The organism is Marinobacter nauticus ATCC 49840, assembly GCF_000284615.1.
GTDB lineage: Bacteria > Pseudomonadota > Gammaproteobacteria > Pseudomonadales > Oleiphilaceae > Marinobacter > Marinobacter nauticus.
Genome location: NC_017067.1, coordinates 2,155,710 through 2,181,335, shown reverse-complemented (window position 1 = coordinate 2,181,335; position 25,626 = coordinate 2,155,710). Strand labels below are relative to the sequence as shown.

Here is a 25,626-nt window from a genome sequence, read left to right as displayed (position 1 = left end):
GATTTCCGAACGGAGAAAGATCTATGAGCCTTAATCCGAGAGACGTTGTCGTCGTCGATTGCGTGCGGACTCCGATGGGTCGTGCCAAAAACGGCTGTTTCCGCAACGTACGTGCCGAGACTTTGTCGGCTGCGCTGATTGAAGCACTGTTTGAGCGCAACCCGAAGCTCGACCCGAAAGAAGTAGAAGATGTGATCTGGGGCTGTGTAAACCAGACCAAGGAGCAGGGCTTTAACGTGGCGCGGCAGATTTCCCTGCTGACCCGTATCCCGCACGAGTCTGCTGCCCAGACCGTAAACCGTCTGTGTGGTTCCGCCATGAGCGCTATCCACACCGCGGCGCAGGCTATCCAGACTGGTAACGGTGATGTGTTCCTGGTCGGTGGTGTTGAGCACATGGGCCATGTACCCATGACCGAAGGTTTCGACCACAACCCGGCTGCTTCCAAGTACTCCGCCAAGGCGTCCAACATGATGGGCCTGACCGCGGAAATGCTGGCCAAGATGCACGGTATCACCCGTGAGCAGCAGGACGAGTTCGGCGCCCGTTCCCATCGCCTGGCCCACGAGGCCACCCAGGAAGGCCGCTTCAAGAACGAAATCGTTCCGATTGAAGGCCACGACGAAAACGGCTTTGTGAAGCTGATCGAAGAAGACGAGACCATTCGTCCGGAAACCACAGCTGAGTCCCTTGGCCAGCTGCGCCCGGCATTTGATCCGAAAAATGGTACGGTGACTGCCGGTACCTCTTCCCAGCTGACCGATGGTGCGTCTGCCATGGTGCTGATGTCCGCTGAGCGGGCAGAAGCTCTGGGTCTGACCCCGATTGCCAAGATCCGCAGCATGGCAGTGGCTGGTTGCGATCCCGCGATCATGGGTTACGGTCCGGTACCGGCCACCAAGAAGGCGCTGAAGCGTGCAGGCCTGAAAGTTGAAGATATCGACTTCTGGGAACTGAACGAAGCCTTCGCTGGTCAGTCCCTGCCAGTTCTGAAAGACCTGAAACTGCTGGGCGTCATGGAAGAGAAGGTGAACCTGAACGGCGGCGCGATTGCTCTTGGCCATCCGCTGGGCTGCTCTGGTGCCCGTATCTCCACCACACTGCTGAATATCATGCAGGCCAAAGGCGGTAAGCTTGGTGTATCCACCATGTGTATCGGTCTTGGTCAGGGCATTGCCACTGTGTGGGAGCGTATCTGATCAGGAGTATCTGATTAGTGAGCTCAGTCAGGAGGCCCGGCATATGCCGGGCCTTCCTGTTTCCGGACGCGCAAAATGCGACGGAACCCGGAAAAAAGGCTGATTGAAATCAAAGAATGGGTTGTCTTGCCAATCTTGACCCTGTAAAACAGTGAGCCTATACAGAATGGCAGCCTTTGTGTTTTCCAGTTGCCTGATTTTTATGCGAGTTTACGGTTCTGTTCAGATATTGACCGATTGATCGCCAAGGATACAGATCTCCGATATGGGTAAAAGTCTCGTTATTGTCGAGTCGCCAGCGAAAGCGAAGACCATCAACAAGTACCTGGGCTCGGATTTTATCGTGAAGTCCAGTGTTGGCCACATCCGTGACCTGCCCGTAAGTGGCAGCGGCAGCCAGTCAGACCCGAAAGAACGGGCGAAACAGGCGGCGGCCACGCGCAAGATGAGCCCGGACGAGAAAGCCGAGCACAAGAAGCGTAAGGCACGGGAGCAATTGGTAGCCCGCATGGGTGTTGATCCCGACCATGACTGGAGCGCCCGTTACGAGATTCTGCCCGGCAAGGAAAAGGTGGTCAGCGAGCTCAAGCGTTTGGCCAAGTCTGCCGACCACATCTATCTGGCAACGGATTTGGATAGAGAGGGGGAGGCGATTGCCTGGCACCTTCAGGAGACCATTGGCGGCGAGCCGGACAAATACCGTCGTGTGGTATTTAATGAGATTACCAAGCGGGCGATTCAGGAAGCCTTCAAGGATCCGGGCAACCTGGATAACAACCGGGTGAACGCTCAGCAAGCCCGCCGGTTCCTGGACCGCGTTGTGGGTTATATGGTCTCGCCGCTGTTGTGGGCAAAGATTGCCCGCGGTCTGTCTGCGGGCCGTGTGCAATCCGTCGCAGTAAGACTGATTGTGGAACGGGAGCGGGAGATCCGTAAGTTTGTGCCGGAAGAGTTCTGGCAATTGCATGCAGACCTGGCTGCAGAAGGCACCAAAGACCCGGTCCGGTTCGAAGTAACCCGCTATAACGACAAGCCCTACCGCCCTGTCAACGAAGTTCAGAGCAAGGAGCACGTTGAGCGGCTTAAGGCTGGCGGCTTCAAGGTGGCCAAGCGCGAAGACAAGCCGACCCGATCCCGTCCGTCTGCACCCTTTATTACCTCCACGCTGCAGCAGGCGGCCAGTAACCGCATGGGTTTCAGCGTCAAGAAAACGATGATGCTGGCCCAGCGATTGTACGAGGCCGGTTTCATTACCTACATGCGTACGGATTCCACCAATCTGAGCCAGGATGCCGTATCCAGCTGTCGTGACTTCGTCCAGAAGCAGTTTGGCGAACGTTATCTGCCTGAGAAGCCGCGGGTCTATGGCAGCAAGGAGGGCGCCCAGGAAGCTCACGAAGCGATTCGCCCGACCGATGTTGCTCGCAGGCCAACGGATATTACCGGCCTGGAAAAAGACGCAGAGAAGCTCTACGACCTGATCTGGCGCCAGTTTATTGCCTGTCAGATGGCAGATGCCGAATTCCTGAGTACGTCTATTGTGGTGGCCAACGGCGACTACGAGCTGCGCACCCGGGGTCGAATCGTCAAGTTTGACGGCTTCCTGAAGGCTGCGCCGCAGTCCACCAAGAAAGATGAAGACGTGGCATTGCCAGATATCAAGGTGGATCAGCCCCTGGATCTCAAGAAACTGGATCCAACCCAGCATTTTACCAAGCCGGCGCCCCGGTACACCGAAGCCAGCCTGGTCAAAGAGCTCGAAAAGCAGGGGATCGGCCGGCCGTCCACCTATGCCTCCATCATTTCTACTATTCAGGATCGGGGCTACGTAAAGCTTCAGAATCGCCGCTTCTACGCGGAGAAGATGGGGGAGATAGTGACCGAGCGACTGGCGGAATCCTTCCCGAATCTGATGGATTACGATTTTACCGCGCGCCTCGAAGATGAGCTGGACGAGATCGCCGAGGGTGAGGTTCAGTGGAAAAAAGTGCTGAACGACTTCTATGCCAAATTCCGTAATCAGCTGGAAAGCGCTGAAAAGACGGATGGCGGTATGCGCGCGAATACTCCCACGGAAACCGATATACCGTGCCCGAGCTGTGGCCGGAATATGCAGATCCGGGTGGCCAGTACCGGGGTGTTCCTGGGCTGCTCCGGCTATTCGCTGCCACCCAAGGAGCGCTGTAAGACCACCATTAACCTGGTGTCTGGTGACGAAGTGGTGAGCGCTGACGACGACGTGGAAGGGGAAGGCGAAACCCGACTGCTCCGGAAAAAGCGCCGCTGTCCGAAATGCGGAACGGCCATGGACAGCTACCTGATCGACGAGAAGCGCAAGCTACACGTGTGTGGTAACAATCCGGACTGCTCAGGATACGAGGTTGAAGAGGGTACGTTCCGTATCAAAGGTTACGATGGGCCGACGCTGGAATGTGACAAGTGTGGCTCCGAGATGCAGCTCAAGACCGGCCGATTCGGCAAGTACTTCGGTTGCACCAACAGTGAATGCAAGAACACCCGTAAGTTGCTGAAAAATGGTGAGCCGGCACCCCCTAAAATGGACCCGGTGCCGATGCCAGAGCTCAAGTGCGATAAGGTGGACGATACCTACGTACTGCGTGATGGGGCGTCCGGCCTGTTTTTGGCAGCCAGTAAATTCCCGAAAAATCGGGAAACGCGGCCGCCATTAGTGATGGAAATCAAGCCACACCGTAAGGAAATCGATCCGAAATATGATTACCTGATGGATGCCCCTGAAAAGGACCCTGAAGGCAATCCGACGGTGATCCGTTACAGCCGAAAATCAAAAGAGCAGTACGTCATGTCGGAGAAAGACGGCAAGGCGACGGGGTGGTCAGCGTGGTTTGAAAATGGTCGCTGGGTCCCGCGCGACAAGAAAAAGTAAGATGGTCGGTGGCGCCCCATCGCCTTTGAGAAGGCGAGGGGGCGTTATTCTCGTATACGCTGGCGCGTTAACGGAACTTGCGTAGTCGCTGTATGAGAGACGATGTGTCCCAGCGTCGTCCGCCCATGGATTGCAAATCCGCGTAGAACTGGTCTACCAGTGCGGTAACCGGCAGCGATGCATTCACTTTTCTCGCTTCCTCCAGGCAGATTCCCAGATCCTTTCGCATCCAGTCAACCGCGAACCCGTGATCGAACTCACCGTCAATCATGGTTCCCGAACGGTTTTCCATCTGCCAGGACTGGGCCGCACCTTTGGAAATCACATCTACCACTTTGCGTACATCCAGCTCTGCCTGTTCGGCAAAGTGCAGCGCCTCTGAAAGCCCCTGAACCAACCCGGCAATGGCAATCTGGTTCACCATCTTGGTTTTCTGCCCGCTGCCCGCCGGGCCCATCAGGTTGAGCGCACGAGCGTAGTGCGCCATGACCGGCCTGGCTTTTTCGAACGCCTGCTCGGCGCCGCCACACATGATGGTGAGTGCGCCATTCTGGGCGCCTTGCTGACCACCCGAAACCGGCGCATCGATAAAAGCCTGTTTGCGGGCGCCAGCGGACTCGGCCAGGCGTTCGGCAATCCCCGCAGATGCCGTCGTGTGGTCAATCAGGATGGCGCCCTCTGGAGCGTTTGCGATGATTCCCTCGTCGCCTTCAAATACTTCGATCAGATCTTTGTCAGCGCCAACACAGGTTATGACAAAATCTGCGTCTCTGACAGCGAGCGCGATCGAATCACAGGCGGCGCCTGAATGTTCTGACGCCCATTGTGTTGCCTTCTCGCCAGACCGGTTCCAGACACGGACAGAAAGTCCTGCGTTTGCCAAATGCCCCGCCATGGGATAACCCATTACGCCCAGGCCAATAAACGCTACCGTTGTTGTCATTGATTTACTCCAGTCGGTGAGTGTCAGTGTGCTTTGATTATGAAATCGAGCCGAAAGGATTGAAACCCTTTTCGACCGTTCGCGGGGTATCCATTGGTCTGGGCTCACAGAATGGTCAACTCAGGCATGACGCTAATCACAGACCGGTAAACTATCTGCCTATTTCAGGCGCATACGATAGCAGGCGCTTCCAGGCCTTCTTATACTTAGCAGGCTAGCCGCATGGATGCTTACAGGCCGTGAGAAACCAGTTTTTGGGTCTCCCGGTGCTTCTTATCCTTGTTGTTCAGCGAATGGGGGAGGCCGTGATGCCGCCTGTAGTTTATTCGTGAGGGAAGTAAATGAATCTGGTATACAAACATGAAAAACCGTTGCTGCTGGTGACGGCGGTGCTTGCTGTGGCCATCTGGCTGGCTCTGATACTGGGGACGCTCGGTATTGTATTGCTGTATCTGTTGGTGGGGTACGTGTTCTTTCTCTTTGCCCATTCGGCTTTCATCTCACACCTGAAGGGGTCTGGGGTGCGAATCAGTCGCGAGCAATATCCGGATCTCTATGACCGGCTTATTCGTTGTTGCGAAAAGGTTGGGGTAAAGGAGGTACCGGAAGCCTACCTGCTGCGGACGGACTTTTTCAATGCACTTGCGACCAAGTTTCTTGGACGGCATTTTGTTGTGCTGTTCACTGATGTCGTTGATGCATTGGAGGCGCGCCCGGACGCCATTGATTTCTACATAGGTCATGAGTTGGGTCATATTCACCGGCGCCATCTTTCCTGGGGGCCGGTGCTGGCACCCGCGGCCTGGCTGCCTGTCATCGGGCCGGCGTTGCGGCGTGCCGAAGAATACACGTGTGATCGCTACGGTGTAGCCTGCTGTCAGTCACCGGACGACATCAAGGCAGCGCTGGCAGCAATCGCTGCAGGCGATACCCGCTGGCAAACCATCAACGTGGACGCATTTGTAGGGCAAGTGGCTGTGACCAACGGCTTCTGGATGTCCTTCAACGAAATAACGGGAGATTATCCCTGGCTCACCAAGCGGATGGCAGCGGCCATTGCCCTGTCGGAAGGGCGTGAAGTATCTCACCCGGGGCGGAGCAAGTTAGCCTGGTTTTTCGCTCTGTTCGTCCCGAGGCTCGGGGTTGGGGGAGGGGCTGCGTCCTTGCTCGTGATGGTGGCCATTGTCGGCATACTGGCCGCTGTTGCGATTCCTCAGTATCAGGAATACGTAGAGAGAAGTCGCTATCAGGATGCCTACCTGGAAGGCTTGGGGGTTACGGATTCTGTCGATGCCTATGTCAGTGAACACCAGGCCTGGCCCGGCTCGATGGCGGAGCTTGGTTATGGCGGTACCTTCGGGGGCTCTGGCGAAGACTATGCTATCGATGTCTATGACGGTGGTGTGATCGGCATTGAGATGGGGGTTGATGAAACTGGAGAGTCGGAATACATCGTTCTGGAACCGGAGGTCACCGATAACGGGTTATTCTGGAGTTGCTATGGTCAGAACGCTGTTGAAAAACTACTGCCGGCGGACTGTCGTTAGCATGGCGAAACACTGACCGGGAAATAAAAAAAGCCGCTGAAGTCAGCGGCTTTTTTCTGTTTGAAGGCAAGCGGTTTGCTTACTTCTTCGGGTAATCCCGCTTCGGCGAGCCGGTGTACAGCTGGCGCGGGCGGCCGATACGGTTGGCACCGCTGACCATTTCGTTCCAGTGGGAGAACCAGCCGATGGTACGGGACATGGCGAAGATAACGGTAAACATGGAGGTCGGAATACCGATGGCCTTCAGGATGATGCCGGAGTAGAAGTCGACGTTCGGATACAGCTGGCGCTGAACGAAGTATTCGTCTTCCAGGGCGATCTTTTCCAGGCGCTGGGCAATTTTCAGCAGCGGATCGTTTTCCAGGCCGAGTTCGCTCAATACTTCGTGTGCAGTCTGAGCCATGACCTTGGCGCGTGGATCGAAGTTTTTGTAAACCCGGTGGCCGAAGCCCATCAGGCGGAACGGGTCGTCCTTGTCTTTTGCCTTGGCAATGAACTTCTCGATGTTGGACTCGTCGCCGATCTCGGCCAGCATGTCCAGTACCGCTTCGTTCGCACCGCCGTGAGCCGGGCCCCAGAGCGCGGCAATGCCGGACGCAATACAGGCGTATGGGTTGGCGCCGGTAGAGCCTGCAAGGCGAACGGTGGAGGTGGACGCGTTCTGTTCGTGGTCAGCGTGCAGAATGAAGATCTTGTCCATGGCGTTGGCCAGAACAGGATTTGGCTTGTACTCTTCGCACGGAGTGCCAAACATCATGTGCAGGAAGTTCTCTGCGTAGGACAGGTCGTTCCGTGGATACATGAACGGCTGTCCCATGGAATACTTGTAGCACCATGCCGCAATGGTCGGCATTTTCGCGATCAGGCGATGGCCGGTAATTTCACGTTGCTTGGGATCGGAAACGTCCATCTGGTCGTGATAGAACGCAGACAGCGCGCCCACAACGCCACACATGATGGCCATTGGATGCGCGTCACGGCGGAAGCCGTTGAAGAAGTTGCGCATCTGGTCGTGCAGCATGGTGTGGTTTTTGATGGTGTCGTGGAACCGCTTGTTTTCTTCTTCGCTGGGCAGTTCGCCGTTCAGCAGCAGGTAGCAGACTTCCAGGAAGTCGGAGTGCTCGGCCAGCTGGTCAATGGGGTAGCCGCGGTGCAGCAGCACACCGTTGGCGCCATCGATGTATGTGATGGCCGATTCGCAGGCTGCGGTGGATACAAATCCGGGGTCGTAAGTGAAAACGCCTTCCTGTACCAGGCCGCGTACGTCAATAACGTCAGGGCCGACGGTGCCGGAATAAACCGGTAGCTCAATGGACTTATCTCCCACCGAGAGCGTGGCTTTCCTGTCGGTCATGGTGCTCTCCTGTCTGATTAGCTATAACAGCTTTTCTGCATGTGTAGATGCGCCAGAAAGCGCGTATTATCGCAAAACTGGCGGCAAAATATAGGGCGTCAGCTTTTTTTGTCAATGCACTGGCGGAGAAAACGGCAAATTTCTTCCCGTTTGTAAATGAGGGATATCCGGAATATCGGGCCCCTGGGGCGGAAATTGGTTTTGTCAATAAGCCTTATAGATGGGTGGAGGCTGCAAGCTGCAAGGCCTGGAGGGCGATTGCAAGTTTGTAATTACCGGGGTGTCTCCTTATAATCCGTAGCCCGGAATCGGGGATGCACCGGCTTATGGGCTTGAGTATAGCAAGCTACCGGGTAGTCATCCGCCCTCCTGAACCAATCGGTTATCGGTATCGTACCGATTCTCCGGTCCCAACATACCAACCATCCGCCACCGTTTTGCGGTCCCGCGGAACCAAGAGAGAGTGTGAGAGCGCTGTGAATAGCAAACGACCAGTAAATCTCGATCTCGGCAAGTTTCATTTCCCGCTGCCAGCCATTACTTCGATCCTGCATCGCATCAGCGGCATCATCATCTTCGTAGGTGTTGCCTTCCTGATGTACGGCCTGGATCTCTCCCTTTCCGGAGAAGATGGCTTTAACCGGGTGAATGAGCTGCTGGACAGCTTCCTGGCGAAGCTGATCATCTGGGGCATCCTGTCTGCTCTGCTGTACCACCTGGTTGCAGGTATCAAACACCTGTTGATGGACGCTGGTATTGGCGAAGAGCTTGAAAGCGGGCGCCTCGCCGCGAAAGCCACGATTGCGGTTTCCGTTGTTCTCATCGTTCTGGCAGGAGTCTGGGTATGGGCATGAACAGTGTAACGAATATTGGTCGTAACGGTATTCAGGACTGGATCATCCAGCGTGTAACAGCCTACGTATTAGCTCTGTACACGCTGTTCCTGCTTGGCTTCTTTGTGACCACCGATGTTGACTACCAGGCGTGGTCTGCATTGTTTGCTCAGGGATGGTTCAAGATCTTCAGTCTGCTTGCGCTGCTGTCCATTGCCGGGCACGCGTGGGTTGGCTTGTGGACAGTTTCTACCGACTACATCAAATCCGCGATGCCGCGTTTTCTGCTTCAGGCAGCCTGTGTGCTCGTAATGTTTGTATATGTCGTGTGGGGCATTCAGATTCTTTGGGGGCTTTAATCGATGGCTAACATCAAGACCATGTCGTTCGACGCGATTGTTATCGGTGGTGGCGGTGCCGGTATGCGAGCCGCCCTCCAGCTGACCGAATCCGGTCTCGATACCGCGTGTATCACGAAAGTATTTCCGACCCGTTCGCACACGGTATCCGCCCAGGGCGGTATTACCTGTGCGATCGCAAGCGCTGATCCCAACGACGATTGGCGCTGGCACATGTACGACACTGTGAAAGGTTCTGACTACATCGGTGACCAGGACGCGATTGAGTATATGTGCTCCGTCGGTCCGCAGGCAGTGTTCGAGCTCGAGCACATGGGCCTCCCGTTTTCCCGTACCGAGCAGGGTCGTATCTATCAGCGTCCGTTCGGTGGTCAGTCCAAGGACTACGGTAAGGGCGGTCAGGCTGCCCGTACCTGTGCCGCAGCCGACCGTACCGGTCATGCTCTGCTGCACACGCTATACCAGGCTAACCTCAAAGGCGGCACTTCGTTCCTGAACGAGTGGTACGCCGTGGACCTGGTCAAGAACAGTAAAGATGAAGTGGTCGGCGTTGTCGGTATCGAAATTGAGACCGGTGAAGTCTGCTACATCAAGGCCAAGGCGACCGTTCTGGCAACCGGTGGCGCCGGTCGTATCTATGCGTCAACCACCAATGCCCTGATCAACACCGGTGACGGTATCGGTATGGCCCTGCGTGCCGGCTTCCCGGTTCAGGACATGGAAATGTGGCAGTTCCACCCGACCGGTATCCACGGTGCCGGTGTGCTGGTAACTGAGGGTTGCCGGGGTGAGGGTGGTTACCTGATCAACTCCGAAGGTGAGCGTTTCATGGAGCGTTATGCTCCGAACGCCAAAGATCTCGCTGGTCGTGACGTTGTTGCCCGCTCCATGGTTCTGGAAATTCTGGAAGGCCGCGGCTGTGGTCCCGACAAGGATCACGTACTGCTGAAGCTGGATCACCTGGGCGAAGAAACCCTGAACCTGCGTCTGCCGGGTATCTGTGAGCTGTCACGTACCTTTGCTCACGTTGATCCGGTCAAAGAGCCCGTGCCTGTGGTTCCGACCTGTCACTACATGATGGGCGGCATTCCGACCAACGTTGGTGGTCAGGCGTTGACTCAGGATGAAAACGGCAATGACAAGCCGATTCCGGGCCTGTTTGCCTGCGGTGAAGCCGCTTGTGTGTCTGTACACGGTGCTAACCGTCTGGGAGGCAACTCTCTGCTGGATCTGGTGGTCTTTGGTCGTGCGGCTGGCCTGCACATTGAGGAGCAGCTGCGTGGTGGTTTCGAGGTCGACGGCGCAAGCGACGAAGACATCAAGCGTGCCATGGCTCGTCTGGAGCGTCTGGACAGTGCAAGTGAGGGTGAGGATGTGGCTCAGGTTCGTAAAGACCTGCAGAACTGCATGCAGCTCTACTTCGGCGTTTTCCGTGACGGCGAAAGCATGGAGAAGGGGCTGAAGCTGCTGGAAGAAATCGGTGAGCGGGTTCGCAAGACCAAGCTGACTGATACCAGCAAGGCATTCAACACCGCCCGTATCGAAGCGCTGGAACTGGACAACCTGTACGAAGTTGCCTATGCGACCGCCAAGTCTGCGATTGAGCGTAAAGAAAGTCGCGGTGCCCATGCCCGTAACGATTTCACCGAGCGTGACGACGAGAACTGGCTGAAGCACTCCATGTACTTCCCGCTGGACAAGCGCGTTGGTAAGCGTGACGTGAACTTTGCACCGAAAACGGTTCCGACCTTCGAGCCGAAGATCCGGACCTACTAAGGGGGTATCCTGAAAATGTTGGTAAGTCTGTACCGTTATAACCCGGAAACTGACAACGCCCCTTACATGCAGGACGTTGAGATTGAGTTGCCGGAAGGCAAAGATCTGATGGTTCTGGATGTTTTGGCGCTGGCCAAGGAAAAGGACCCGACTGTCGCATTTCGCCGTTCCTGTCGTGAGGGCGTTTGCGGCTCAGATGGTATGAACATGAATGGCAAGAACGGCCTGGCTTGCATCACACCGGTTTCCGATGTGGTCAAGAACAACAAGCTGGTTTTGCGCCCGCTGCCTGGTCTTCCGGTCATTCGTGATCTGGTGGTTGATATGGGTCTGTTCTACAAGCAGTACGAAAAAGTGATGCCGTACCTTGTGAATGACAACCCTGCGCCAGCCATCGAGCGTCTGCAGTCTCCGGAAGATCGTGAGAAGCTGGACGGCCTGTACGAGTGTATTCTCTGTGCCTGCTGCTCTACCGCTTGCCCGTCTTTCTGGTGGAATCCGGACAAGTTCATCGGTCCGTCTGGTCTGTTGCAAGCCTATCGTTTCCTGGCCGACAGCCGTGATACCGCCCAGGCAGAGCGTTTGGCGAACCTGGACGATCCGTTCAGCGTGTTCCGCTGCCGTGGCATCATGAACTGTGTCAGTGTGTGTCCGAAGGGCCTGAACCCCACAAAGGCAATTGGCCATATCCGGAACCTGTTGCTGCAAAGAGCCACCTGACCGGCAAAATTCGCAGCACCAGCTATACTGGTGTTCTGACACCAGTTAGTACCCCTGAAGGCCTCGCTATATGCGGGGCCTTCAACCAAAGGCTTATAGTCAAAAGTCTTACCGGGGTGCAAACTTATGCACGCTGTTTCGGTGCGCTTATCCAGTCGCCGGACAGTATTGCTGAGTATAAAAATCACTGGGGACGGAAAACATCCTTGCCGGGTGTGGTGGCCAAAGTCATGCCGTAATAACCCGTATTGACTGAGAATTACCCCTGGCCGACCATACTGGCTCCCCCGCACCAGCCCAAGGTGAGCTATTCAAAATGCACGAAAGCATCATGGAGCAGTTATGGCAGACTTCCCACCTGCAGGGTGGCAATCTTGCCTATGTTGAACAGCTTTTTGAAACCTACCTGACAGACCCCAACGCAGTTCCAGAAGAGTGGCGGAGTTACTTCGATAAACTCCCGAGCGTCGATGGCTATCAGGGCCGCGACATCGTTCACTCCACCATCCGCGAGCAGTTTGAGCACATCTCCCGCAATCAGCGTTTTCTGGCGACCAATGGCGTGCCTGCCAGTGCTACGTCCGACGCTGATAAAAAGCAGATCCGTGTTCTGCAGCTGATCAACGCTTTTCGTTTCCGCGGTCACCAGGAAGCAAAGCTTGATCCTCTGGGTGTCTGGCAACGTCCTCAGGTAGAAGATCTGGACCCGCGATTCCACGAATTGGGCGAATCCGATCTTGATCTGGAGTTCCAGACCGGCTCTCTGAACTTTGGTTCCGAGAGCATGAAACTCGGCGATATTGTTCAGGGCCTGCGCCAGACTTACTGCGAGAGCATCGGCGCTGAATACATGCATGTGGTAGACACGCGCATCAAGCGTTGGTTCCAGCAACGTATGGAGCCGGTTCGTTCCCGTCCGGAATACGAGACCGAAACCCGCAAGCATATCCTTGAGCGCCTGACGGCTGCTGAAGGGCTGGAAAAATACCTGGGTTCACGTTATCCGGGCGTCAAGCGTTTTGGTCTCGAGGGCGGTGAAAGTCTGATCCCCTGCCTGGACGAGCTGATTCAGCGTGCGGGCTCCTATGGCGCCAAAGAGATCGTGCTGGGCATGGCCCACCGCGGTCGACTGAACGTGCTGGTCAACACCCTGGGCAAAAATCCGAAAGAACTGTTTGATGAATTCGAGGGCAAGAAGCTCGCGGATTCCGGCTCCGGCGACGTGAAATACCACCAGGGCTTCTCCTCAAACGTGATGACGCCAGGTGGCGAGGTTCACCTGGCCATGGCCTTCAACCCGTCTCACCTGGAAATCGTATCCCCGGTAGTGGAAGGCTCGGTACGCGCCCGTCAGGACCGTCGTGGCGATACCGATGGCAGTACCGTGGTACCCATTGTGATGCACGGCGACGCTGCGTTTGCCGGGCAGGGCGTAGTGATGGAAACCTTCCAGATGTCCCAGACCCGGGGCTTTGGTGTTGGCGGTACCATCCACATCGTGATCAACAACCAGGTTGGCTTCACCACCAGCAAACAGGAAGATGCTCGTTCCACCGAGTATTGCACCGACGTTGCCAAGATGGTTCAGGCGCCGATTCTGCATGTGAACGCCGACGATCCTGAAGCGGTGATGTTTGCCACCCAGATGGCGATGGACTACCGCAACGAATTCAAGCGCGATGTAGTGATTGATCTGGTTTGCTACCGTCGTCGTGGCCACAACGAGGCGGATGAGCCGGCAGCGACCCAGCCGCTGATGTACGACAAGATCCGCAAGCTGAAGACCACTCGTGCGATCTACGCGGATCAGCTGGTTGAAGCCGGTGTGATCACCGAAGATGAAGCCAAGCAGATGGAGACTGATTACCGGGACGCCCTGGACAAGGGTGATCACGTGGTCAAGTCCCTGGTTAAAGAGCCTAACAAAGAGCTTTACGTGGACTGGGCTCCGTATCTGGGCCATGAGTGGACAGCGAAGTGCAAGACCAGCGTTGCGCTGAAAACCGTCCAGAAACTGGGCAAGAAGCTGACTGAAGTGCCGGAAGGGTTCAGCATACAGCGCCAGGTTTCCAAGATTGTTAATGATCGCGAGAAGATGACGGCTGGCGCGCTGTCCCTGAACTGGGGCTACGGCGAAATGATGGCCTATGCCACTTTGCTGAACGAAGGCCACCCGATCCGCCTGACTGGTCAGGACGTGGGCCGGGGCACCTTCTCGCACCGTCATGCTGTTCTGCATAACCAGAAAGATGGGTCTACTCATATTTCCCTGCAGAATCTGAAAGACGATCAGCCGAAGTTCGACATCTATGACTCACTGCTGTCTGAAGAAGCGGTGATGGCGTTCGAATACGGTTATTCCACCACGACGCCGAACGCGCTGATTGTCTGGGAAGCCCAGTTTGGTGACTTCGCCAACGGTGCCCAGGTGGTGATTGATCAGTTCCTGACCAGTGGTGAGCATAAGTGGGGTCGACTGTGTGGCCTGACACTGCTGCTGCCACACGGTTATGAAGGGCAGGGGCCGGAACACAGTTCCGCCCGTCTGGAGCGTTTCCTGCAGCTGTGTGCCGAACACAATATTCAGGTCTGTGTGCCGACTACACCGTCTCAGGTATTCCACATGTTGCGTCGGCAGGTGAAGCGTCCGTTGCGCAAGCCGTTGGTTGCCATTACGCCCAAGAGCCTGCTGCGCCATAAGGAAGCCATTTCGGGTCTGGACGACCTGACATCCGGCACATTTCAGACAATTCTGCCGGAGAAAGAGCCGTCCGATCCGAAAAAAGTGACTCGCCTGATCCTCTGCAGTGGCAAGGTCTACTATGATCTTCTGGAGAAGAAGAAGGCGGATGAGCGGGACGATGTCGCGATTGTTCGTATCGAACAATTGTACCCGTTCCCGAGCGATGACCTGGACGAACTGCTGAGCCAGTACAGCAAGCTCAAGCATGTGGTCTGGTGTCAGGAAGAGCCGATGAACCAGGGAGCCTGGTATTGCAGTCAGCATCACATGCGGAACGCACTGCAGCGCCTGAATCCCAAGCTATATCTCCAGTATGCCGGTCGTGAGGCTTCTGCTGCTCCTGCCTGTGGACACATGTCTGTTCACATTGAAGAGCAGAAGAAACTGGTTAACGACGCGTTTGAAATCTGACGAGCTACCGAACTAAGGATCCGTAATGTCAACAGAGATTAAAGCCCCCGTTTTCCCTGAGTCGGTTGCCGAAGGCACCGTCGCGACCTGGCACAAGCAGCCGGGTGAGGCCTGTTCCCGTGACGAGCTGATTGTCGATATCGAAACCGACAAGGTTGTGCTCGAAGTGGTTGCGCCGGCGGATGGTGTGATCGAAGAAGTTCTCAAGAACGAAGGCGACACCGTGGAAAGCGGTGAGGTGATCGGCAAGTTCAAAGAAGGCGCGGCAGGTGAATCCAAGCCAGCCGAGAGCAAGTCCGAAGCGAAAGCCGAAGCACCGAAAGCCGAAGAGAAATCCGAAGCTGCTTCCGGTGATGCCATTCTGAGCCCGGCTGCCCGCAAGCTGGCCGAGGAAAACAACGTGGACCCGAGCGCGGTAAAGGGCACCGGTAAAGACGGCCGTGTTACCAAGGAAGACGTTCAGAACTACGTGGACAGCAACAAGTCTTCCGGTGGAGCGGCTGCCTCCAAGCCGGCAGCGATGCCTGAGGTGAACGTTGCCCAGGGCGAGCGCGCAGAGAAGCGGGTTCCGATGACCCGCCTGCGTGCCAGCATCGCCAAGCGTCTGGTTGATGCCCAGCAGACAGCAGCCATGCTGACCACCTTTAACGAGGTGAACATGGCGCCGATCATGGAACTGCGCAAGCAGTACCAGGACAGCTTCGTGAAGCGCCACGGCATCAAGCTGGGCTTCATGTCGTTTTTCACCAAAGCGGCTACCGAAGCTTTGAAGCGCTTCCCGGCAGTAAACGCCTCCATTGATGGCAACGACATGGTGTACCACGGTTACCAGGACGTAGGTGTGGCGGTATCCACCGACCGTGGCCTGGTGGTACCGGTTCTGCGTGATACCGACGCTATGGGTCTGGCCGACATCGAGAAGAAGATCGTCGAGTACGGTACCAAGGCGAAGGAAGGCAAACTGGCCATTGAAGATATGACCGGTGGCACCTTCACCATCACCAACGGTGGTATTTTCGGGTCTCTGATTTCCACGCCGATCCTGAATCCGCCCCAGACTGCCATTCTGGGTATGCACAAGATCCAGGAGCGCCCGATGGCGGTAAATGGCAAGGTTGAGATTCTGCCGATGATGTACCTGGCGCTGTCATACGATCACCGTATGATCGATGGCAAGGAAGCGGTGCAGTTCCTGGTGGCCATCAAGGAAATGCTGGAAGACCCGGCACGTATCCTGCTGGATGTGTAATCTGACACTCAACGAATTCGATAACAGGAAAGATTATGTCCGATAAGTTCGACGTTATTGTCATTGGTGCAGGCCCCGGTGGTTACGTTGCTGCCATTAAAGCCGCTCAGTTGGGTCTTAAGACCGCCTGTGTTGAGTCCTGGACTGGTAAAGACGGCAAGAGCCAGGTGCTCGGTGGCACCTGTCTGAACGTAGGCTGTATCCCGTCCAAGGCCCTGCTGGAAGTGACTCACAAGTTTGAAGAAGCCAGCCACGATTACGATTCCATGGGCATCCTGGCCAAGGACGTGAAAATCGACGTTGCCAAGATGATGGAGCGCAAGGCTGGTATCGTTAAGCAGCTGACCGGTGGCATTGCTGGCCTGTTCAAGGCCAATGGCGTCACCTCGATCCACGGCCACGGCAAGCTGTTGGCCGGTCGTAAGGTGGAAGTCACCGACAAGGATGGCAAAACCAAGACCTACGAAGCCGACAACGTGATCATCGCCACCGGTTCCCGGCCGATCGAGATTCCGCCGGCGCCGTTCGACGGTGAGTACATCGTCGATTCCGAGGGTGCGCTGGAGTTTACCGAAGTTCCCAAGCGTCTTGGTGTGATCGGTGCCGGTGTTATTGGTCTGGAGCTGGGTAGCGTCTGGGCCCGACTGGGTTCAGAAGTAACCGTGATCGAAGCGCAGGACAGTTTCCTGCCGGCGGTTGACCAGCAGTGTGCCAAGGATGCGTTGAAGCAGTTCCAGAAGCAGGGCCTGAACATCGTGATGGGCGCCCGCATGACTGGCGCGGAAGTCAAGCGCAAGCTGGTTAACGTCAGCTACGAAGACTCCAAGGGTAAGCAAGACGCCAAGTTTGACAAGCTGATCGTGGCTGTTGGCCGTCGTCCGTACACCGATGGTGCACTGGCTGAAGACTCCGGCGTGACCATGGATGAGCGGGGCTTTATTTTCGTAGACGACAACTGCAAGACCGAAGCACCGGGTGTCTGGGCCATCGGTGATGTGGTTCGTGGTCCAATGCTGGCCCACAAAGCGTCTGAAGAGGGCGTGATGGTTGCTGAGCGTATTGCCGGGCATAAGCCCCAAGTCAATTACGACTGCATCCCGAATGTCATCTATACCTTCCCTGAGGTTGCCTGGGTCGGCAAGACCGAAGAGCAGCTGAAAGCTGAAGGCGAAGAATACAACGTGGGAACCTTCCCGTTTGCGGCGAATGGTCGTGCCATGGCTGCCAATGCCGCTTCCGGTATGGTCAAGATCATCGCAGATGCGAAGACCGACCGTATTCTTGGCTTCCACGTGGTGGGTCCGCAGGCGTCTGAAATCGTTGCCCAGGGCGTGATCGCCATGGAATTCGGTTCCAGTGCAGAAGATCTGGCTCTGACCTGTTTCGCGCACCCGACTCTGTCCGAGTCTGTGCACGAAGCGGCCCTGGCCGTTGCTGGCGGTGCGATTCACGTCGCCAACCGTCGCAAGAAGAAGTAACGCATTGTCGGAATACGGGGCGCCAACTGGGGCGCCCCGCTGCCATCATAACGGCGGCTTTTCGCATGCGTGACCGGCAGGCCGAGGCGATCCCTGGCCTGCCAGAACGAATTCGTTCCAGCTGCACCAATGGCGGTGCACTGACGGGTTCATTTCCGTACGTGGTTATCCTCCATCAATAGACGGGACATTAACTATGAATTTGCACGAATATCAGGGCAAGCAGCTGTTCGCTGAGTACGGCCTGCCCGTATCCAAAGGCATTGCCTGCGATACTCCCAAGGAAGCCGTAGCAGCGGCAGACGAAATCGGCGGTGACGGCTGGGTAGTGAAAGCCCAGGTTCACGCCGGTGGTCGCGGCAAGGCCGGCGGTGTAAAGCTGGTCAAGAGCAAAGAAGAGATCCGTGAATTCGCCGAAAAGTGGCTGGGTAAGAACCTGGTTACCTACCAGACCGACGAAAACGGCCAGCCAGTCAGCAAGATTCTGGTTGAATCCCTCACCGACATCGATCAGGAACTTTATCTGGGCGCTGTGGTAGACCGTGGTTCCCGTCGTATCGTTTTCATGGCCTCCACTGAAGGTGGCGTGGAAATCGAGAAGGTTGCCGAAGAAACTCCGGAAAAGATCCTGAAAGCCGAAATTGATCCGCTGGTCGGCGCGCAGCCGTACCAGGGTCGTGAACTGGCATTCAAGCTTGGCCTGGAAGGCAAGCAGATCGGTCAGTTCACCAAGATTTTCCTGGGCCTGGCCAAACTGTTTGAAGAGTGCGACCTGGCTCTGGTTGAGATCAACCCGCTGGTGATCACCCCGGCTGGTGACCTGCACTGCCTCGACGCCAAAGTAGGTGTAGACGGCAACGCACTGTACCGTCAGAAGAAAATCCACGAGATGCACGATCCCTCCCAGGAAGACTCCCGGGAAGCGGAAGCGGCCAAGTGGGAGCTCAACTATGTTGCGCTGGAAGGCAACATCGGCTGCATGGTTAACGGTGCTGGCCTGGCCATGGGCACCATGGACATCATCAAGCTGTCCGGTGGCCAGCCTGCCAACTTCCTGGACGTAGGCGGCGGCGCAACCAAAGAGCGCGTATCCGAAGCGTTCAAGATCATCCTGTCTGACGACGCGGTACAGGCCGTTCTGGTTAACATCTTCGGTGGTATTGTTCGCTGCGACATGATCGCAGAGGGCATCATCGGTGCGGTTAAAGAAGTCGGCGTTAAAGTGCCTGTTGTGGTTCGTCTGGAAGGCAACAACGCGGAGCTGGGTACCAAGGTACTCGCCGAAAGTGGCCTGAACATCATCGCCGCCACCAGCCTGGCGGACGCCGCAGAGCAAGTCGTTAAAGCCGCAGGGGGTAAATAATGAGCATCCTGATCAACAAAGACACCAAGGTTATCTGCCAGGGCTTTACCGGCGCACAGGGTACCTTCCACTCTGAGCAGGCCATCGCTTATGGCACCAAGATGGTAGGTGGTGTCAGCCCCGGTAAGGGCGGCACTGAGCATCTGGGTCTGCCGGTGTTCAACACCGTACGTGAAGCGGTAGAAAAGACCGGCGCTGAAGCGACCGTCATTTACGTTCCGGCTCCGTTCTGTAAAGACGCCATCATCGAAGCGGCCGACGCTGGTATTCAGCTGATCGTTTGTATCACTGAAGGTATTCCGACCATCGACATGCTGTACGCCAAAGAATACGTTGATCGTAAAGGCGTTCGCATGATCGGCCCGAACTGCCCGGGCGTGATCACTCCGGACGAGTGCAAGATCGGTATCATGCCTGGCCATATCCACAAGAAGGGTAAGGTTGGTATCGTGTCCCGTTCCGGCACCCTGACCTACGAAGCGGTCAAGCAGACCACGGACTTCGGCTACGGTCAGTCCACCTGTATCGGTATCGGTGGCGACCCGATTCCTGGCTCCAACTTCATCGACATTCTGAAGCTGCTGCAGGAAGATCCGGAAACCGAAGCCATCGTCATGATTGGTGAGATCGGTGGTACCGCTGAGGAAGAAGCGGCTGCGTTCATCAAAGAGAACGTCACCAAGCCGGTGGTTTCCTACATTGCCGGTGTCACTGCACCTCCGGGCAAGCGTATGGGCCATGCTGGCGCCATCATCTCTGGTGGTAAGGGTACGGCGGACGAGAAGTTTGCTGCCCTGGAAGACGCCGGTGTTAAAACCGTGCGCAGCCTGGCCGAAATCGGCAAGGCCCTGAAGGAAGTGACTGGCTGGTAAAGCAGCCCTGAGCTTCACCAAAACCCTCGGATTCGCGAGAATTCCGGGGGTTTTGCGTTATAGGGCTCCGGTTTTGTGCCGCATTGCTTAACGCCGGCGAGTGTAAAGACTATAATGCCCGGTCAGCCTGATTTCAGCGGCCGGTTTAGGCGCTGATCTCCGGCGCTCTATAAACAGAAAGAAGGAGTTCGTGCTTTGAGTTCTGTCGATTCCCAGCAAAGAGTGTTGTCCGGCATGCGTCCGACCGGCAAGCTGCACCTCGGCCACTACCATGGTGTGCTGAAAAACTGGGTCAAGCTCCAGCACGAGTATGAGTGCTTCTTCTTTGTGGCGGACTGGCACGCCCTGACCACGCAATACGATGATCCCTCAGGCATTGAGCAAAGCGTATGGGATATGGTCATCGACTGGCTGGCGGCCGGAGTTAATCCGGGCTCGTCCACCATGTTTATCCAGTCCCAGGTTCCGGAACACGCCGAGCTGCACCTGTTGTTGTCTATGATCACGCCCCTGGGCTGGCTGGAACGTATTCCTACCTACAAGGATCAGCAGGAAAAGCTGCGGGAAAAGGATCTGGCCACCTACGGCTTCCTCGGTTACCCGTTGCTCCAGACTGCGGATATCCTGATGTATCGTGCCGGCAAGGTGCCGGTTGGTGCTGATCAGGTATCCCACGTTGAGATTACCCGTGAAATCGCCCGCCGGTTTAACCACATCTATGGTCGCGAGCCCGGTTTTGAAGAGCAGGCCGAGGCCGCTATCGTCAAGATGGGCAAAAAGAACGCGAAACTCTATCGCAACCTGAAAAAACGGTATCAGGAAGAAGGCGATTTTGAGGCGCTTGAGACCGCACGGGCCCTGCTGAAAGAACAGCAGAACATTTCGCTGGGTGACCGCGAGCGGTTATACGGTTTCATTGAAGGCGGAGGCAAGGTGATACTGCCGGAGCCGCAGCCGTTGCTGACGCCGGAATCCAAGATGCCGGGGCTGGACGGACAGAAGATGTCCAAGTCCTACAACAATTACATTGGCTTGCGTGAAGATCCGGACAGTGTTGCGCAAAAGATCCGGACCATGCAAACCGACCCGCAGCGGGTGCGACGGACAGACCCGGGCGAGCCGGAGAAGTGCCCGGTCTGGGGTATGCACAAAGTCTACTCGGACGAGCAGACCTGCCAGTGGGTACAGGAAGGCTGCCGCAGCGCCGGTATTGGCTGCCTGGACTGCAAAAAGCCGCTGATCGATGCCATCATCGAGGAACAGAAGCCGTTGCATGAGCGTGCCCGGGAATACGAGAGCAATCCGGATCTGGTGCATTCCATTCTGCAGGAAGGGCGAGAGCATGCGCGCGATGCCGCCCGTGATACCCTGGAAGAAGTCCGTGCAGCGATGGGGCTCAGCTACCGCTGATTCCTGACCGCCAATAACGTCAAAGGCTGGCAAAGGCATGACCGAAGACACCAGGGAGCCGGAAGAAGCGCAGGCAACGACACCGGAACAGGTGCCGCTGGCGCTCGTATCCGGCAAACCCCTGGTGGATATCCCCAAGGATCTTTATATTCCGCCGGATGCCCTCGCGGTTTTTCTGGAGGCCTTTGAGGGGCCGCTGGATTTGCTGCTCTACCTCATTCGCCGCCAGAACATGAATATCCTCGATATTGATGTCAGTGAAATCACACGCCAGTACATGGATTACATTGGTGCGGTGGAAGCGATGCGGTTTGAGCTGGCAGCCGAGTACCTGGTGATGGCTGCGACCCTGGCGGAGATTAAATCCCGTATGTTGCTACCCCGCCAGGAGAGTGACGATGAAGACGATATTGACCCCCGGGCAGAGCTGATTCGCCGGCTGCAGCAGTACGAACGCTTCAAGAAGGCTGCGGAGGATATCGATGAAATCCCGCGCATGGAACGGGATACCTATCCGGCTTCCGCTGCTTTACCCAAGCTTCCGTCATCGCAACCCCATCCGGACGTTGATATGAAGGAGCTGTTGCTGGCGTTGCAGGGTGTTTTGCAGAGGGCGGATCTGTTTACCAGCCACCATGTCGAGAAAGAGCGGTTATCGACAAGGGAGCGGATGTCCCACATTCTCTCTGTGCTGCAGGGCGACCGGTTCGTAACATTCGAGAGCCTGTTTACCCTTGAAGAGGGCCGGCTTGGCGTGGTGGTGACCTTTCTTGCCACACTGGAACTGGTGAAAGAACAGCTGATTGAAATCGTTCAGGCGGAAGTGCTCGGCCCCATTCATGTCAGGGCGCGGGCGGCAAGCTGAAGGATCGAGTGACACTATGAACGAAGAACATCTGGCCCGTATTCAGGCTATTGCTGAGGCGGCACTGTTGGCGGCCGGCAAGCCGTTGTCTCTGGAGCAGCTGCGCGAGCTGTTTGGCGAAGATGAGCGCCCGGCCAGGCAGGTGATGGAGCATGCGCTGATGATGCTGGAGCAATCCTGCGAAGGTCGCGGCTTTGAGCTTCGCAAGGTTGCCAGCGGGTACCGATTGCAGGTCAGGGAAGAGTTTGCGCCATGGGTTGGTCGACTGTATGAGGAAAAGCCCCAGCGTTATTCCCGGGCGCTTCTGGAAACTCTGGCCCTGATTGCCTATCGTCAACCCATCACCCGTGGCGAGATCGAGGATATTCGTGGGGTTACGGTAAGCAGCAATATCATTCGAACACTGCTTGAGCGAGAGTGGGTGCGCGTGGTCGGTCATCGGGATGTCCCTGGGCGGCCTGCCATGTATGCCACCACACGCCAGTTCCTCGATTATTTCAACCTGACCGGGCTGGATGAACTGCCTCCGCTTTCTGAGGTACGTGACCTTGAGGAGATCGGTCGGGAAATAGAGCAGAACATGCAGGGAGAGATCAAATTCGACTCTCCTGATGGTTCCGGTGCCAGTCCGGACTCCGACGCGGAGTCCCAGGCGCCTGAACCGGATCAGACACTTCACTGAAACCCAGGTTTCAGCCCCGTATATCAAGGATATTTACCCTTATGGCGGCAAAAGGCCCCGAAAACAAAACAGCCCGTAGCGATCAGTCTCTAAGTGCAGGTCCGGAGCGGGTGCAGAAGCTGCTTGCTCGCGCCGGCGTTGGCTCCCGGCGGGAAGTGGAAGGCTGGATAGAGGCCGGTCGACTGCTGGTCAATGGTGTTCCGGTTCAGCCTGGCCAGAAGGCTTCCACTTCTGATCGTTTTGAGCTTGATGGCAAGCTGCTGGACGTGAGTTCAGCTGCCGAAGTTGTGCGTCGGGTGCTGATTTACAACAAGCCAGAGGGCGAAGTAACCAGCCGGAAAGACCCGGAAGGGCGGCCCACGGTGTTTGACCGCCTGCCGCGGCTCAAGGACCAGCGCTGGATCTCCATTGGGCGTCTGGATATCAACACTACCGGTCTGGTGTTGTTTACCACCGACGGTGAGTTGGCGAATCGCTTGATGCATCCCTCCAGTCAGATTGACCGGGAATACGCGGTTCGGGTATTCGGTGAAGTGGATGACGCCATGATTGAGCGCCTGAAGGAAGGTGTGCTGCTTGAAGACGGCATGGCCAAGTTTACAGATATCAGCCCGGCGGGTGGCAAAGGTATGAACCAGTGGTTCCACGTAACCTTGCTGGAAGGTCGTAACCGGGAGGTGCGTCGCCTTTGGGAATCTCAGGGCGTTCGGGTGAGCCGTCTCAAGCGGGTACGGTATGGACCGATCTTCCTGCCCAGCCGGTTGACCATGGGCCGTTGGGAAGAGCTGGATCAGAAGGGTGTTGATGCGCTGAGCCGTGCCGTGGGGCTCGGCAGCGTTGCTGTACCCCAGAAAACTCCGGGAGAGCAGGCTGCCCATGATCGCAAGCGCCGCAAGAGTCCTGGTAAATCACTGCAACGGACGCGTAAAGGTGGAAGCTGGCAAGTCGCCGATGGTGCGCCGTCAAAAGCCCGGTCAGAATCCCGCGGGAAGCCATCTGCAGGCAAGGGCAGAAAGCCCGCACGCTGAGGACTCTCTTCAGGAAATACTTGCGAATACCCGCGTGCAGTTTCTGCCGGCCGCCTTGGCCCGGTAGAGTGCTTCGTCGGCCCGGGCAAGCCATTGCTCGGGCTGTTCATCCGTCAGGTGCATCGCCACACCGCAACTGGCGGTAACCGTCAGAGGTGTTTCACCGCCGTCCACTCGAATGCTTTCAATGGCAGCCCGAATTCGATCTGCTACGTCACGGGCTTCCTGCTCGTTGGTGTGAGGCAGGAGAATGGCAAACTCCTCGCCACCAAAGCGATAGACCGTGTCGGAATTACGCAGGGCCTGCTCAAGCTTTTCTGCGGTGCGAGCGAGAATGTGGTCGCCAACCACGTGGCCGTGGTTGTCGTTAATCAGTTTGAAGTGATCCAGATCGCACAGGATCAGGCTCCAGGGGGCGCCATGTCTGTCCGCCATGGCGCTGGCGCGCTGGAGCGCCTCATCCAGTGCCCGTTTGTTGCCAATGCCTGTCAGGGAATCCGTCAGTGCGGTCTGTTCGATGGCAATGAACTGGCAGGCATTGCGAATATGGCAGATCGCACCGGAGAGCATCATCTCGATACCCGTCAGTTCCTCTTCGCTGAATCGCTGGCGACGGTGTAACGTCAGAGTGCCATACTGGTGACCTTCCAGAGAGAGACGGTACTCGCAGCGATGGGGGCCACCCATGCCAGTGGAAAAAACGAAGTCCTGACGGGCGATGCGGTGCCTGTAATTGAGTGAGTCGAAAGGCACCATGTCTGTCATCTCCTCCGCCAGAATCGACAGTTGCGCCTCGAGGGAGAGAGTGGTGCTCAGGCGTCTGGCCAGCCGGGCCATGACATCGGAGGTGTTGTTCCAGTCCTGAAACGACTGCTTCAAAGCCGCAAGCCGCGCGGGGCGGGAAGTGTTTGGCCGGATCGATGTCAGGTTTTTCACAGTAGGACGCTCTGCTGGTGACAAAGTGATTTGCTGTACCAATAAGCAGAAAAAATGCCATAAGATAAAAAACCAATAAAAACAACAGGGAAATGTCTCTTTTTAAAGTCGATTCCATAAACTGGCAGATAATATTTGCCTGGTTGTCAAAATTCCGGCAGCGGGTTGCCGGTTCTGAAGACGTGCAATCGAAATGTCGGACAAAGGGGTGGGGCTGCCAAAAGCCTGTGATAAACTCCTGCGCTTGAATGTACCAAGTGAGCTGTCGATTTATGAGATTTCAGGCACCGGAAAGCCTATCCGAACAGATTGCCCAGCATCTGGGGCAGCGCATTGTTGTTCGCGATCTCAAGCCGGGAGAGCGAATTCAGGAGCTCAAGGTCTCCGGCGATCTGAATGTCAGCCGCGGCTCCGTGCGTGAGGCTCTGCTGATTCTCGAGCGGCGTCATCTGGTTGAGATCTATCCCCGGCGCGGGGCGGTGGTGTCGGAGCTGACGATAGACTCGGTGAATGCCCTTTACGATATTTACATTGATCTGCTGTGCATGTTGGCTCGCAAGGTGCTGGAGCGTTGGCCAGGTGAACAGCTCGGCGGTGTGATGGGTCAGGTTAATGAAATGCAGGCGGTTATTGATGCCCTCAACTCCAATGCGCCCGATGCCGCTGAGCGGGTCATTGAAGCGGGGTTCGGGGTCATGCAGTATGCCTACCGCCTGGTCGAGAATCCCTTTCTTGAGGAAACCCTGGAAAACTTCCGTCCCGCCATCAGCCGGACCTATTACGTGGCGCTGGATCATTTCCGGAGTGAGATCGCAGAAACCGGTACCTTCTTCCGTCGTCTGGCCGATGCTGCCGTTGAGGGTGATTCCGAGCGTCTGCAACGGGTTATTCAGGACTTTGGCGAGCATCAGCGCCACCAGGTTCTGAGTATTCTCACGGAGGAGACCGCCTGA

Annotated in this window: 21 protein-coding genes; 18 read left to right on the top strand and 3 right to left on the bottom strand. The window is 56.4% G+C overall.

The window, feature by feature from the left end:
* Nucleotides 1-23: 23 nt before the first annotated feature.
* A complete protein-coding gene (fadA, locus tag MARHY_RS10125; protein ID WP_011784654.1) occupies nt 24-1,199 on the top strand; it encodes an acetyl-CoA C-acyltransferase FadA in 1,176 nt (391 codons plus the stop codon).
* A gap of 265 nt (nt 1,200-1,464) precedes the next feature.
* Nucleotides 1,465-4,104, top strand: coding sequence for a type I DNA topoisomerase (gene topA / locus MARHY_RS10120; RefSeq protein WP_014421722.1), 2,640 nt, complete (start codon nt 1,465-1,467; stop codon nt 4,102-4,104).
* 67 nt (nt 4,105-4,171) lie between these two features.
* Here topA and MARHY_RS10115 read toward each other — a convergent pair whose 3' ends face one another.
* Nucleotides 4,172-5,047: an NAD(P)-dependent oxidoreductase gene (locus MARHY_RS10115; protein WP_014421721.1), complete on the bottom strand. Its 876-nt coding sequence runs from the start codon at nt 5,045-5,047 to the stop codon at nt 4,172-4,174.
* Between the two features lie 341 nt (nt 5,048-5,388).
* Between MARHY_RS10115 and MARHY_RS10110 the strand changes: the two genes are divergently transcribed.
* A complete protein-coding gene (locus MARHY_RS10110; protein WP_014421720.1) occupies nt 5,389-6,594 on the top strand; it encodes a M48 family metalloprotease in 1,206 nt (401 codons plus the stop codon).
* A 79-nt stretch (nt 6,595-6,673) separates the two neighbouring features.
* Here the strand turns inward: MARHY_RS10110 and gltA are convergent, their stop codons facing one another.
* The gene (gltA, locus tag MARHY_RS10105) at nt 6,674-7,948 is read right to left on the bottom strand and encodes a citrate synthase (RefSeq protein WP_011784657.1); all 1,275 of its coding nucleotides are present in this window, start codon (nt 7,946-7,948) and stop codon (nt 6,674-6,676) included.
* A 47-nt stretch (nt 7,949-7,995) separates the two neighbouring features.
* On the opposite strand from gltA, the gene MARHY_RS18755 reads away from it, so the two are divergent.
* From MARHY_RS18755 to rluB, 14 genes are all read left to right on the top strand, one after another.
* Nucleotides 7,996-8,220 carry a hypothetical protein gene (locus tag MARHY_RS18755; RefSeq protein WP_014421719.1) on the top strand — a complete coding sequence of 75 codons (225 nt, stop codon included), beginning with the start codon at nt 7,996-7,998 and terminating at the stop codon, nt 8,218-8,220.
* 204 nt (nt 8,221-8,424) lie between these two features.
* On the top strand, nt 8,425-8,802 hold the full coding sequence (sdhC, locus tag MARHY_RS10100) for a succinate dehydrogenase, cytochrome b556 subunit (protein ID WP_011784658.1): 378 nt from the start codon (nt 8,425-8,427) through the stop codon (nt 8,800-8,802).
* Nucleotides 8,799-9,140 (top strand): succinate dehydrogenase, hydrophobic membrane anchor protein, encoded by a 342-nt coding sequence (gene sdhD / locus MARHY_RS10095; protein WP_011784659.1) that lies wholly within the window; start codon nt 8,799-8,801, stop codon nt 9,138-9,140. Before sdhC ends, sdhD begins: the two co-directional genes overlap by 4 nt.
* Nucleotides 9,141-9,143: 3 nt before the next feature.
* Complete coding sequence (sdhA, locus tag MARHY_RS10090; RefSeq protein WP_011784660.1) at nt 9,144-10,916, top strand: succinate dehydrogenase flavoprotein subunit; 1,773 nt, start codon at nt 9,144-9,146, stop codon at nt 10,914-10,916.
* A 15-nt stretch (nt 10,917-10,931) separates the two neighbouring features.
* Nucleotides 10,932-11,636, top strand: a complete 705-nt coding sequence (locus tag MARHY_RS10085; RefSeq protein WP_011784661.1) for a succinate dehydrogenase iron-sulfur subunit — start codon at nt 10,932-10,934, stop codon at nt 11,634-11,636.
* 316 nt (nt 11,637-11,952) lie between these two features.
* Complete coding sequence (locus MARHY_RS10080; protein WP_011784662.1) at nt 11,953-14,790, top strand: 2-oxoglutarate dehydrogenase E1 component; 2,838 nt, start codon at nt 11,953-11,955, stop codon at nt 14,788-14,790.
* Nucleotides 14,791-14,815: 25 nt separating this feature from the next.
* The gene (odhB, locus tag MARHY_RS10075; protein ID WP_014421717.1) at nt 14,816-16,039 is read left to right on the top strand and encodes a 2-oxoglutarate dehydrogenase complex dihydrolipoyllysine-residue succinyltransferase; all 1,224 of its coding nucleotides are present in this window, start codon (nt 14,816-14,818) and stop codon (nt 16,037-16,039) included.
* A 35-nt stretch (nt 16,040-16,074) separates the two neighbouring features.
* Nucleotides 16,075-17,517: a dihydrolipoyl dehydrogenase gene (gene lpdA / locus MARHY_RS10070; protein ID WP_011784664.1), complete on the top strand. Its 1,443-nt coding sequence runs from the start codon at nt 16,075-16,077 to the stop codon at nt 17,515-17,517.
* A gap of 196 nt (nt 17,518-17,713) precedes the next feature.
* Complete coding sequence (gene sucC, locus MARHY_RS10065; RefSeq protein WP_011784665.1) at nt 17,714-18,880, top strand: ADP-forming succinate--CoA ligase subunit beta; 1,167 nt, start codon at nt 17,714-17,716, stop codon at nt 18,878-18,880.
* The gene (sucD, locus tag MARHY_RS10060; protein ID WP_011784666.1) at nt 18,880-19,752 is read left to right on the top strand and encodes a succinate--CoA ligase subunit alpha; all 873 of its coding nucleotides are present in this window, start codon (nt 18,880-18,882) and stop codon (nt 19,750-19,752) included. Before sucC ends, sucD begins: the two co-directional genes overlap by 1 nt.
* Before the next feature lie 195 nt (nt 19,753-19,947).
* Complete coding sequence (locus tag MARHY_RS10055) at nt 19,948-21,162, top strand: tryptophan--tRNA ligase (protein WP_011784667.1); 1,215 nt, start codon at nt 19,948-19,950, stop codon at nt 21,160-21,162.
* A 37-nt stretch (nt 21,163-21,199) separates the two neighbouring features.
* Nucleotides 21,200-22,027, top strand: coding sequence for a segregation and condensation protein A (locus tag MARHY_RS10050; RefSeq protein ID WP_011784668.1), 828 nt, complete (start codon nt 21,200-21,202; stop codon nt 22,025-22,027).
* 16 nt (nt 22,028-22,043) lie between these two features.
* Complete coding sequence (gene scpB, locus MARHY_RS10045; RefSeq protein WP_014421715.1) at nt 22,044-22,709, top strand: SMC-Scp complex subunit ScpB; 666 nt, start codon at nt 22,044-22,046, stop codon at nt 22,707-22,709.
* A 41-nt stretch (nt 22,710-22,750) separates the two neighbouring features.
* Nucleotides 22,751-23,737, top strand: a complete 987-nt coding sequence (gene rluB / locus MARHY_RS10040; RefSeq protein ID WP_014421714.1) for a 23S rRNA pseudouridine(2605) synthase RluB — start codon at nt 22,751-22,753, stop codon at nt 23,735-23,737.
* A 9-nt stretch (nt 23,738-23,746) separates the two neighbouring features.
* Here the strand turns inward: rluB and MARHY_RS10035 are convergent, their stop codons facing one another.
* On the bottom strand, nt 23,747-24,673 hold the full coding sequence (locus MARHY_RS10035) for a GGDEF domain-containing protein (RefSeq protein ID WP_022992465.1): 927 nt from the start codon (nt 24,671-24,673) through the stop codon (nt 23,747-23,749).
* A gap of 272 nt (nt 24,674-24,945) precedes the next feature.
* On the opposite strand from MARHY_RS10035, the gene MARHY_RS10030 reads away from it, so the two are divergent.
* Nucleotides 24,946-25,626, top strand: coding sequence for a GntR family transcriptional regulator (locus MARHY_RS10030; protein WP_014421712.1), 681 nt, complete (start codon nt 24,946-24,948; stop codon nt 25,624-25,626).